Origin of the sequence: Deinococcus pimensis DSM 21231, from assembly GCF_000519345.1 — a bacterium.
Classification (GTDB): domain Bacteria; phylum Deinococcota; class Deinococci; order Deinococcales; family Deinococcaceae; genus Deinococcus_A; species Deinococcus_A pimensis.
Genome location: NZ_KI912670.1, coordinates 85,227 through 95,818, shown reverse-complemented (window position 1 = coordinate 95,818; position 10,592 = coordinate 85,227). Strand labels below are relative to the sequence as shown.

The window sequence follows — 10,592 nt, the reverse complement described above, 5'->3', positions numbered from 1 at the left end:
CGAGAGTGTGGCCGTGCCGTCCGTGAGCCGGGTGACGCCGCCGGAGAGGTCGCGCGCACCCTTCGCGAGCTGCGCGCTTCCACTCGCAGCGGTGCGGGCGCCGTCCGCGAGGGTTCCGGCGCCGTCCGCGAGCCGTCCGGCGCCGCTCTGAAGGCTCGTGGCGCCGTCACGCAGACGTCTCGTGGCGTCCTTGATGTCACGGAAGCCCTTCTGGACGTCCTCCAGGGAGGTCTGCACGACGTCCCAGCGGTTGCTGCCGAGTTTGGTGTTGAGGCTGGTGGTGATCTCCTTGGCGACGCTCGCGCCGACGCGGCTCGCGAAGTAGCTCGTGCCGGGCGCGGTGTACAGGTGCAGCCGGCCGTGCTCGGCACTGCTGCCCGCGACGGCCCTGCGGCTGAAGTCGTTCGGGACGCTGAGCGCGAAGTACACGTCGCCGCGGCGGACGGCGGCCTGCGCGGCGGCCTCGGTGGGGTAGTCGACGAACTTCACGGGCGGGTCCTCGCGGAGGTTCTCGACGAGGTCCCGGCCGAGGTTGTAGGTCCTGCCCCGGGCGGTGGTGCCCTCGTCGGCGTTGACGAGCGCGACCGGAAGGCGGTCGAGGCTGCCGTAGGGGTCCCAGACGCTGGCGAGGTAGATGCCCGCGTAGGCGAGCGGGATGAACAGGATGGCGGTGGCGGCGGCCCACATGAGGGGGTAGCGCCACAGGGACCGTTCGCTGGGAGTGAGGGTTCGGTAGTCGGCGAGCATCCCGCGCGGGCGCGTCGTCTTCGTCGGTTCTGATGTCGGTTCGGTCATGGATCCCTCGCGCTTGTTGACGTGGTGTCAGCTCCACCCATGATGCCGCTTCGTCGACACATCGTCAAGTGACAAAACGTCAGAAAACGGATAGACTGGACCCATGACCGCCGCCGAACCCCGCAAGCGCCTTCCCTCCGCCGACCGACGTCGGCAGATCCTCGACGCCGGCGCGCGCCTCTTCGTCGAGCGGGGCTTCGAGGCCGTCACCATGGGTGACATCGCCGCCGCCCTCGGGACCTCGCGCCCCACCATCTACAGCTACTTCACCTCCCCCGAGGGCATCCTCGACGCCCTCCTCGACGAACGCCTGCACCTCCTGCTCGCCCGGCTCGAACCCCTGCTCACGCCCGCCGCCGGGCAGGGAGACGTGCCGAACGTCATCGAGCCCGTCTTCGATCTGCTCCTGCGCGAGCGCGACACCCTCGCGCTCCTCCACAGCGGCGGCGGCCCCAGCTTCCGCAAGCGCCAGCACGACTTCCACGACGAGGTCGCCCGCAGGCTCCCCCTGGGCAGCGATCACCCCGGACGCGCCCACCCCACCGTGCTCCTCGTCGTCACGACCCTGCTCAGCAGTCTCGCCTACCGCGCCGCCACGGACCCCGCCGTGGACGCCGCCGGCCTCGCCCGGACCCTGCGCGCCCTCGTCCGGGGCGGCGTCCGCGAGGTCCTCGGCCACGACGACGCGCGGAGCGGCTGACCCCGTCCCTCGCGGCGTCAGCCGTCCCGCAGCAACCGCTCCGCCACGCGCGGCGCCGCGCGGTGCAGCGCCGCGAAGGGCCGCGCCAGCCCCACCAGCACCTCCGCGCGGTCCCGCTCCAGGCCCCGCAGGACGCTCCTCGCCACGAACTCCGGACTGACCTTGCGCCCGTCACCCCGCCCGGCCGTCATCGGCGTGTCCACCAGCGGGAGTACCACGTCCACCACCAGCAGGGGCAGACCCGCCGCCCGCACCTGGGCGCGCAGCGCCTTCGTGTACGTCCGCACCGCCGCCTTCGTCGCGCTGTACACCGCCGCGCTGCGCTTCGGCGCGAGTGCCAGACCCGACGTCACGTTCACCACGGCGCCCTCCCCCTGCCGTGCCAGCAACGGCAACGCGAACGCCGTGAGCTGCACCAGCCCCGTGAAGTTCCCCCGGACCTCCTCGTCCACGTCGCGGACCGCCCGTTCCGGGTCCGCGCTCGTGAAGTCGTAGTTCAGCTGCACGGCGGCGTTGTTCACGAGGACGCCGGGCGGACGGCCCTCCAGGGACGCGACCAGTGTCCTCACCTGGCGCGCGTCCCCGACGTCGCACACCCGAGTCTCCACCCCGCCCAGCGTCGCGGCGGCGCGGCGCAGACGCTCCTCGTCCCGCCCCACGATCGTGACCGTGTTCCCCCGCTCCAGGAACGCCCGCGCGAGCGCGAACCCCACGCCCGACGAGCCGCCCGTGACGAGCACCGAACGACCGCTGACCCTCATGCCTTCCCCCGACCGCGTGACATCCGACTGATCATGCCCTCAGGGTCGCCGTACGCTACCGGATGTGACAGAGGCCGTGACCGGTAGACCCGCTTGGATGGTCATCACCCACCCGGACGCCGCGCGCGCGCTCGCGGACGCGGACACGCGGCGCTACCTCGAACCCTTCCTGGCGCGCGAACGCAGCGTCCGCGACGCGGCCCTCGCGCTGGACGTGACCCTCGACGCGATGCTCGCGCGCGTCCGCCGTTTCGTCCGCGTCGGCCTGCTGATCGTGACGCGCGTCGAGCCGCGCGCCGGACGACCCGTCAAGCACTACCGCGCCGCCGCCGACGCCTTCTTCCTGCCCTACGGCAGCACCAGCTTCGAGTCGTTCGAGGCGTGGTTCGTCGAGGAGTTCGCCCGGCGCGAGGAGCGCCTCGCGCGGGCCGTGTCGAGCGAGGCGCGGGCCTGGGGCGCGAAGCGTGGTGAGCACTCCGTGGGCAAGCGCGTCTACCGGGACGCGGACGGGCGCCTCAGGGCCGACTTCGCCTTCGGCCCCGACCGGGAGCTCGACCTGCTCGTCGAGGACGCGCCCGCCATCGTCTACACCTTCTCGTTCCCCACCCTCGATCACGCCGCCGCCAAGGCCCTGCAGGCCGAACTCCTCGCGCTGTCGGACCGTTACGGCGCCGGGCGGGGCGCTCAGCGCTACAGTCTGCGGCTCGCCCTCGCGCCCGTGAGCGAGGAGCCCTGAAGCAAGCGCGTGTCGGGACCTCGCGTGCTCCGGGGGGAACCGTTCAGATGGACGCCAGCGTGGGTGCATGCTCGACCGTGACCCGGTTGCGCCCCGCGGTCTTGGAGGCGTAGAGCGCGCGGTCGGCGCGCGTGACGCACCCGGGCAGGTCCAGTCCCGACGAGACGTCGGTGAGCGCGACACCCACGCTGAGGGTGAGCGGGAGGGGCCCGTGCTCCAGCGTGACGGGCGAGCGTTCCACGGCGGCGCGCAGTTCCTCCGCGACGAGGGCGGCGTCGGATTCGCCCACGCCTTCGAGCAGCACGACGAACTCCTCGCCTCCGTACCGGGCGAGGACGTCCGTGGCGCGCACGCGCGACGAGCACACCCGCGCGACGTGCCGCAGGGCCTCGTCGCCCGCCCCATGGCCGTGAGTGTCGTTGACCTTCTTGAAGTGATCGATGTCGATCATGATGACGGCGAGACTGTGCCTGGAGCGCGAGGCGCGGCCCTCGGCGAGCTCCGCGAGCTCGTGGAAGTGGCGGCGATTCGTGAGGCCCGTCAGCGCGTCCGTCCGGGCGGAGCGTTCGAGTTCGAGTTCGGCGAGCTTGCGGCGCGTCACGTCGAACAGCACCGCGACGGTCCCGGCGCGGCCCCCCTGTGGAGCGAGGATCGGCGTCGCGTGCAGGGACAGCCAGCGTCGGCCGTCGGGACGGTCGAGCAGGAGTTCCCGTTCCGCCGCGTCCTCGTCCGTCAGGTCCGGCCACTCGGGCAGGAGGGCGGCCGGACGCGTGCCGGTCGCTCCGCGAGGGCCGCTTCCCATCAGGGTGCGGGCGTAGGGGTTGAGGTCCACGACGCGGCCCTGCACGTCGAGCACGACGACGGCCGCGCCGATGTCGCGGATGACGAGGTGGTGCGCGATCGGCACGAGGTTGAGCGCGGCGTACCGGAACACGGCGAGGGCGAACAGGACCGAGGAGACGAGCAGCAGGAAGATGACGTTGTCGAGCTTGGGGATGACGTCGATGCCGAAGGCGTCCTCGGGGATGCGTCCGAGCAGGGGCGCGAAGCCGCCGAGGACGAGCAGGGCCGCCTGCGCGCGGAAGAGCGGCGGACGGGTGCGGTAGTGCGCGACGTACAGCAGGGCGCTCCCGGTCGTGAGGAGGTAGTTGCTCGCGGCGTACACCCAGAAGAACGGGCCGTGCCCGGCGTGCGACTCCGGATCTCCCGGCACGAGCCAGACGTCCGTCCACATGAGGTGGTGCGCGGGGTTCGTGAACACCACGAGCCAGGTGACCCCGACGAGCGCGGCGAGCGCCGCCGCTCCCCATCCGCGCAGTCGCCGCTCGTTTCCGGTGACGACGAGGGAGAACGCGAACCACAGTGCGGGCGCGGCGCCGCCGCCGAGGTACTTCGCGACCATCCAGACGGTCTTGCCCTCCAGCGTCGGGCTGAGCAGTTCGAGCGTGTAGCACGCCGTCCACGCGATCAGGGCCGCCATGAGCGCCATGAAGGGTCGCGCCAGGCGCCGTTCGCGCCTCGACGCGATCCACGCGAGGAGCGCCATGAGCAGCACCGTCGGGACGAACGGCAGGGCGTACGGGGTGAACGCGAACGTCACGGGTTCTCCAGGGGAGGGGAGGAGAAGGTCACTCGGCCGCGCAGACGCGGTCGCCGCCCTCGCGCCGGGCGCGGTAGTACTGCTCGTCGGCGGATTCCAGGATGAGCCGCGCTCCCTGCACGAATCCCTGGTTGCACAGTCCGACGGACACCTGGAACGGCGGGGACAGGTCGGCGGGGCACCACGCGCGTTCCAGGGCGCGCTGGAGCAGCCGCTGCATGACCTGTCTCGCGCCGACGGGTCCGGTCTCGGGAAGGACCACGAGGAGGCGCCGCCCGTCGAAATCGGCGACGGTGTCGGTGTCACGCAGGGTGCTCACGAGGAAGGTCGTGAAGGCGGCGTGCAGCCGGGCGGCGTCGGCGCCGCTGGTCTCGCTTTCTATGTCGAGTCCGACGACGGCGACGCCGAGGTCGGTCTTGGCGCGCAGGCAGCGGCGGTAGTCACGCTGGAGCTGTTCGAGGCCGTACTCGCGTGAGCGCGCGCCGCCCGGGAGCGGCGTGGAGGACGCCTCGGGAGCTCTGGTACGGGTGGAGGCCCGTTCGCGCCTCGCGGCGAGCTGGAGCTCCACGTCGTACCGCGCGGCGAGCAGATCGCGTTCACGTGCGAGTTCCCGTTCGCGGCGGGCGAGGCGGTGCTCGGCGCTCAGCCGCTGATGGTCGAGGGCGGCGCGCAGGTCGCCGCTGTCCTCCGCGAGGTCGGCGAGGAGGCGCTCGACGTCCTCGGCCCGGTCGAGCAGGGCGACGTTGGCGTGCAGCAGCTCCGTGAGGTGGGCGGCGAGGGGCGTGGCCAGGTCGGCCCTTCCGGAGGTCAGGGCGTGCCGTGCCAGTCCGAGGATCACGCGGAGCGCGAGGGCGGGCGGGCACGATCGGGCGAGGGAGATGGCCTGACGGACCCGCGCCTCGTCCACTTCCACACTCGCGAGGACCTGCGCGAGGGCGGCGAGGGTCTGCGCGACCTGCCTCGACGGATCGTCGCGAAGGTGCGACGCGACGTCGGCGGCGCGTTCGAGGAAGGCCGCGGCGCGCGCGGCGTCGCCCTGCTCCAGCAGGACCTCGCCCAGCCCGGTGAGCGCGCGGCGGTGCTCTCCGCTGACGGCGGGGAAACGTTTGGCGGCCGTGAGGTAGGTCGCCCGGGCCTCGGCGAGATCGCGCGCTTCGTGCAGGGCGGTGGCGAGGTCGAGGAGGAGCCGCGCCTGCTCGCGCTCGGAAGCGGCGGCGTCGAGGGTGAGGGCGAGTTGCAGGGTGGCAGCGGCCTCTCCGGGGTGACCGAGCGTGGCGTACGCGCTCGCCGCGGCGTGCAGGGCGCGGAGTTCGAGGTCGGGGTGTCCCGCGTTCCGGGCGAGGCGCCCGGCGGCCAGCGCCTGGCGCAGCGCCGCGAGATCGTCGAGTTCGAGTTCGCTCTCGCGCAGAAGGGCGCAGGCTTCCTTCCAGGTCTCCCCGAGGGTCTCGTAGCGGCGGGCGGCGGCGCGGGCGTAGGAGAGGGCCGTGGTGGGGTCGCAGAGGTCGGCGAGGGCTCGTTCGAGGTCCGCGGTGCGGGCTTCGTCGCTCGTGACGACGGACTGCTCGTGGGCGTGCTGGAGGAGGGCGCGGCGCTCCTCGGGGGTCAGGTCGGTCCGGTGGGCGTGCTCCAGCAGGGCGTGAAGTCGCTCGGTGGTCGCCTGATGGGGGTCGGCGTGCGTGGTCATGGAGTACCTTCCGTGTGGATGGGTGGGGTGGGCTTGGACAGTCGGATACCTCACAGTACTCACAAATCTTTAACAGGCTGTTAACATGAAGGGAAACTTCAGATGCATCGGCAGGGATATTCGTCGGACCCACGGATCACGGGTCCGTCCGACCTTTCTCGTTCAGGCGTCCGCGATGGTCCGAGCGCGTCCTACGCGACGACGCAATTCGTGAATGAACAGGTCCGTCTCGCAGCGCAGCGTCCGCAGCTCGCTCCGGGCGAGACGCCGTCCGTACGAACGAGTGAGAAGCCGGGCCACGCGGTCCTCGTCGGCCGGCGTTCCACACGAGTGGACGAGGACGACCGCGTCACGGAGTGCTTCCCGCGTCGCCTCACGGTCGGACAGCCAGTGGACGTCGATCTGCGAAACGAGCATGTCCCATCGTCAGGAACCTGACCGACTCATGTGTGTAACCGGGCTTCATCGCACCGAAATGCTCAGCGGTCCCTCAGGAAGAGCGCGGCCTCATGTCGGCGGCGCGAGACCGCCCGCCGACCTCACCACCACCCACGCCGCTTGAAGTACCAGCCCAGCGAAACGGCCACGATCACGAAACTCGACCACGCCACGACGTACCCGTACCGCCAGCCCAGTTCCGGCATCCGCGCGAAATTCATGCCCCATACGCCCGCGAGGAACGTGAGCGGCAGAAAGATCGCCGACACGACCGTCAGCGTCTTCATCACCTCGTTCATGCGGTTGCTCTGCACGGTCAGGCTCGCGTCCATCACGCTGGGAAGCACCTCACGCGCGGAGTCGAGCGTGTCGTACACCCGGTCGAGCGAGTCCACCACGTCCCGGAAGTACAGGGCCACCTCCTGCGCCTGCGGGTCGAGCCGCACCTGCCCTCGGTCGAGTCCGTTCGCGTACCCGGCCGTCACCACCCGCGCGTGCCGCGCGAAGGCCGAGACGCTCGCGCGGGCGTTGTTCACGAGACGCCGCACGTCCATGATCTCGTGTCTCGCCTCGAACACCCGCCTCGTCAGTTCGTGGCTGTCCACCGGGTGGCTCACGCCGACGAACATGCCCTCCTCCAACTCGTCCGTGCGGGCCTCCACGTCGTCGGCGAACTCGAAGAAGGTCTCGGTCCCCTGCGAGAGCAACGTGTAGATCAGGCGCTCCTCGCTGCCGTGTCGCAGGCCGTCGAACTCGCGCCAGGTGCGCTCCAGGTACTCGACGTCCCTGAGCCGCACCGTCAGGAGCGTGTCCGTCGCGGGGTACCAGAACATGCTGACCCGCTCCGTCGCGTCCGCGTCCGCGCGAGGCGCGCCGAGCGTGCGGAACACCAGGAACACGTGCTCCGGGTACGCCTCGAAGCGGCTCCACTGCCCATGCGTGAGGGCGTCGTCGAGCGCGAGACCGTTCAGGGCGAACACCTCGCGCAGTGCCGCCACCTCCTCCGGGGTGGGGCAGGCCACGTCCACCCAGACGCTGGGCTCGCCCACTCGCCAGTCGATCGCTTCGGTACTGAGTAGGGACATCGCGCGGATCATGCGGCCAGTCTAGAAAATGGCCCGGACCTCGGCGCCCGTGACGGCAGGTGCATGAGGGAACCGGGAAGTCCGCCCTGTGCGTGGGTGGTTCACATCAGGCACGATCCTGCCGGGCGCACGATGGGAGGAGTTCACCACGACCCGAGGTCAGCATGCCGATGTCCTCAATCCGCGTCCGCTCCGTCCTTCTCGGGCTGCTTCTCACCGCGACCGCCGCCGCGCAGCCCGCGGGCTCGGTGGATGTCGGCGGTTACCGTCTCGGGTTCGGCTGTGACGGCCCGAGGTCGCCCCTGACCGTGGTGCTCGTGCGTGGACCCGTCGTCGGGGACTCCGTCATGGGGTACGCCCCCAACGACAGCGACGACCCCAGCTTCCAGCAGGCGGCCTTCAGCGACCTCGCGGCGTTCACGCGGACCTGCGCGTTCACGCCGCGCGGACTCGGGGCCAGCGACGCCGCTCCCTTCATGACGGACGCGAGGACGCACGCGCGCGACCTGTCACGAATCCTCGAGAGGCTGAAGGTCACCGGGCCCGTCGTGCTCGTCACGTTCGGCTTCGCCAGTCAGATCGCCCGGCTCCTCGCCGTGGAGCGTCGCGCTCACGTCGCCGGGCTCGTGCTCGTCGATCCCTGGCACGAAGACACCCCTCTCGCGCTCTCACGGTTCTTCCGGTCGCGTCCCATCCCCGAGGGGGAGGACGTGGACATCGCGTCCGTGCGCTGGCTGCGGGCCTGGCGGACGTACGTGAACGACTACGCCGCCGGACGCGCCGCCCCCCTCGACCGCTGGGACGTCCGTGCCGGCGACCGCGCCGTCCGTGCCGCGACCCGGCCGGGCACGCTGCCCGTGGTGGTCGTCACCTCGCTCTCCAACCCCTTCACCTCGGCGGCCCAGTCTGCCGAACCTGCTCGTTACGGGCAGGCGCTGACCCGTCTGCTGCGCGCCCAGCAGGCGAAAGCGCTGAGCCTGACGTCGAACGGACGTCAGTTGACCTTCGATCCGGCCGACCCGAGGGGCGCCGCCCTCACGGAGAACGAGGTGGTCGTCACCGCCGTACGCGCCGTGCTCGCGGCGTCCCGTCGGGGAGGGGCGCTCCCCGTGAGGGTCGAGGGGCGCTGACCCCCCGGCGGGGCTCCTCGTTCAAGAGAAGGGCAACGCCTCCTCAAGACGGCGAAAGTCGGCTCCGGGTCGTGCCGGGCACGTTGCCTCTAGCGTGAGGAGGTGCATCGTCTCCTCCTCACGATCCTCGCGGCGGGCATCATACCGGGCGCCGCGGGCGCCGCCGAACGCACCTACCCGTCCCTCACGCTCACCCTCACGACGAGCGAGCCACGCATCGTCTCGGGCCGGTTGCGCGACGAGGGCGTCGTGAAGCGCTTCACCCTCGACGGCCGTCTCGTCGCGCGCAGTCGAAGGCTCGGCCGTCTCTCCACGGAGCTCGGCCCCTCGCTCGACCATGTCGTCCGTCTCGTCGAGAAGCGCACGCCCCGCGAGGCGTACTGGCGCAACGAGAACGGCCACTGGGTGGCGCGTCAGCAGACCGGCTGGACCGTGGACCGTGCACGCACGAAAGCGAACATCCTCCGGGCCGTTCTTTCCGGAAAGAACGAGGCCGAACTCGCCGTGAACCTCACCGAGCCTCGCCGGAGCGTTCGCGACTGGGCGAAGGCGGGCATCCTCTTCCACGTCGCGAGCGGTACGTCCAGCTACCGGGGCAGTCCTCCGTTCAGGGAGAAGAACATCCTCGTCGCGGCCAGCAAGCTGGAGGAGTCCTACGTGAAGCCCGGCGAGGTCCTGAGCTTCAACGGCGCGGTCGGTCCCGTCGACGCGAAGCACGGCTTCGTGAAGGGCTACGTCATCGCGGGCGGCACGCTGGAAAAGGAGGACGGCGGGGGGCTGTGTCAGGTCTCCGCGACGCTGTTCCGGGCCGCCTTTTCCGGTGGCTTTCCCATCGAGGAGCGGCACGAGCATTCCCACCGCGTGAAGTACTACGACCCCGTCGGGTACGAGGCGACGGTGTACGCGCCCGACAAGGACTTCAGGTTCCGCAACGACACGAAGGCGCCCCTGTTCATCCAGGCCTCCTGGGACCGCGCGCGGCAGACGCTGCGCTTCGACCTGTTCGGCGCCCGCCCCGCGCGCAGGGTGAGCGTCCACGGTCCCATCGTCACGGACTTCGAGCCCGCCGCGAAGCCCACCTACACCGCCGACACGCGCGTCGCGAAGGGAGGGCGCAGACTGCTCGACACGCCCATGCAGGGCATGACCTCCGTGATCTACCGGCGAGTCACGAATCTCGCGAGCGGAAAGACCCGCACGGACCGCGTGAAGAGCGTGTACCGTCCCTGGGGCGCGGTGTACGGCGTGAATCCCTCGGACCCGAGGCTCCGGGACGGACGCTGAGGACCGTCACTCCCCGGGTCCGCCCAGCACCACCACGTAGGCCGTGCCGCCCGGCCCGCGCCGGACCGCCACGCCCGCGTGGTCGTACCGGTCGTCCGCGAGAATGGCGCAGTGCACGTCCGAGTGGACCCACCACGTGACGGCCCGCTCCACCGAGGGCCGCTGAGCCAGGTACACGATCTCGGTGACGGCACCCTGCTTCACGCCCTGCACGGCGGCGCGGTCTCTCGGTGTCGAGCCGTCGGGGCCGTCGTGGGTGACCTCGCCCGACGAGGAGATGAAGTCCGCCTGGGCCTGCGCTGCCCGCGCGAGCCGCGGCTCGGAGGTCAGCGGTCGTGCCGCCGCCGAACCGCGTCCGTCCGGGCAGGTCACGCCCCCC

The 10,592-nt window shown here is 71.3% G+C and carries 10 protein-coding genes; 4 read left to right on the top strand and 6 right to left on the bottom strand.

The window, feature by feature from the left end; all coding sequences use genetic code 11:
- Window positions 1–795 (bottom strand): YhgE/Pip domain-containing protein (locus DEIPI_RS0119550; RefSeq protein WP_157463816.1); only part of this gene is annotated, 795 nt, incomplete at its 3' end.
- Window positions 796–898: 103 nt separating this feature from the next.
- Here DEIPI_RS0119550 and DEIPI_RS0119545 point away from each other — a divergent pair.
- On the top strand, window positions 899–1,495 hold the full coding sequence (locus tag DEIPI_RS0119545; protein ID WP_027482880.1) for a TetR/AcrR family transcriptional regulator: 597 nt from the start codon (window positions 899–901) through the stop codon (window positions 1,493–1,495).
- A 17-nt stretch (window positions 1,496–1,512) separates the two neighbouring features.
- On the opposite strand, the gene DEIPI_RS0119540 is transcribed toward DEIPI_RS0119545, so the two are convergent.
- On the bottom strand, window positions 1,513–2,256 hold the full coding sequence (locus tag DEIPI_RS0119540; protein WP_027482879.1) for an SDR family NAD(P)-dependent oxidoreductase: 744 nt from the start codon (window positions 2,254–2,256) through the stop codon (window positions 1,513–1,515).
- A 76-nt stretch (window positions 2,257–2,332) separates the two neighbouring features.
- Between DEIPI_RS0119540 and DEIPI_RS35775 the strand changes: the two genes are divergently transcribed.
- Complete coding sequence (locus DEIPI_RS35775; protein WP_169737162.1) at window positions 2,333–2,992, top strand: hypothetical protein; 660 nt, start codon at window positions 2,333–2,335, stop codon at window positions 2,990–2,992.
- 43 nt (window positions 2,993–3,035) lie between these two features.
- Here DEIPI_RS35775 and DEIPI_RS0119530 read toward each other — a convergent pair whose 3' ends face one another.
- From DEIPI_RS0119530 to DEIPI_RS0119515, 3 genes are all read right to left on the bottom strand, one after another.
- Entirely contained in the window at window positions 3,036–4,592 is a 1,557-nt protein-coding gene (locus DEIPI_RS0119530) for a histidine kinase N-terminal 7TM domain-containing diguanylate cyclase (protein WP_027482878.1), read from the bottom strand.
- Between the two features lie 28 nt (window positions 4,593–4,620).
- Complete coding sequence (locus tag DEIPI_RS0119525) at window positions 4,621–6,276, bottom strand: diguanylate cyclase (protein WP_027482877.1); 1,656 nt, start codon at window positions 6,274–6,276, stop codon at window positions 4,621–4,623.
- A 539-nt stretch (window positions 6,277–6,815) separates the two neighbouring features.
- A complete protein-coding gene (locus DEIPI_RS0119515; protein ID WP_027482875.1) occupies window positions 6,816–7,811 on the bottom strand; it encodes a magnesium transporter CorA family protein in 996 nt (331 codons plus the stop codon).
- A gap of 152 nt (window positions 7,812–7,963) precedes the next feature.
- Here DEIPI_RS0119515 and DEIPI_RS0119510 point away from each other — a divergent pair, with 152 nt between their 5' ends.
- Complete coding sequence (locus DEIPI_RS0119510) at window positions 7,964–8,929, top strand: alpha/beta fold hydrolase (RefSeq protein WP_157463810.1); 966 nt, start codon at window positions 7,964–7,966, stop codon at window positions 8,927–8,929.
- Window positions 8,930–9,031: 102 nt separating this feature from the next.
- Window positions 9,032–10,213: a VanW family protein gene (locus tag DEIPI_RS0119505; protein ID WP_027482873.1), complete on the top strand. Its 1,182-nt coding sequence runs from the start codon at window positions 9,032–9,034 to the stop codon at window positions 10,211–10,213.
- Window positions 10,214–10,219: 6 nt separating this feature from the next.
- Here the strand turns inward: DEIPI_RS0119505 and DEIPI_RS32840 are convergent.
- Window positions 10,220–10,592 (bottom strand): CAP domain-containing protein (locus DEIPI_RS32840; RefSeq protein ID WP_169737161.1); only part of this gene is annotated, 373 nt, incomplete at its 5' end.

Bases quoted from the DNA above. Each gene is read 5' to 3' on its own strand.
- DEIPI_RS0119540 (WP_027482879.1), bottom strand. From the start codon at position 2,256: ATGAGGGTCAGCGGTCGTTCGGTGCTCGTCACGGGCGGCTCGTCGGGC.
- DEIPI_RS0119510 (WP_157463810.1), top strand. From the start codon at position 7,964: ATGCCGATGTCCTCAATCCGCGTCCGCTCCGTCCTTCTCGGGCTGCTT.
- DEIPI_RS0119545 (WP_027482880.1), top strand. From the start codon at position 899: ATGACCGCCGCCGAACCCCGCAAGCGCCTTCCCTCCGCCGACCGACGT.
- DEIPI_RS0119515 (WP_027482875.1), bottom strand. From the start codon at position 7,811: ATGATCCGCGCGATGTCCCTACTCAGTACCGAAGCGATCGACTGGCGA.
- DEIPI_RS0119525 (WP_027482877.1), bottom strand. From the start codon at position 6,276: ATGACCACGCACGCCGACCCCCATCAGGCGACCACCGAGCGACTTCAC.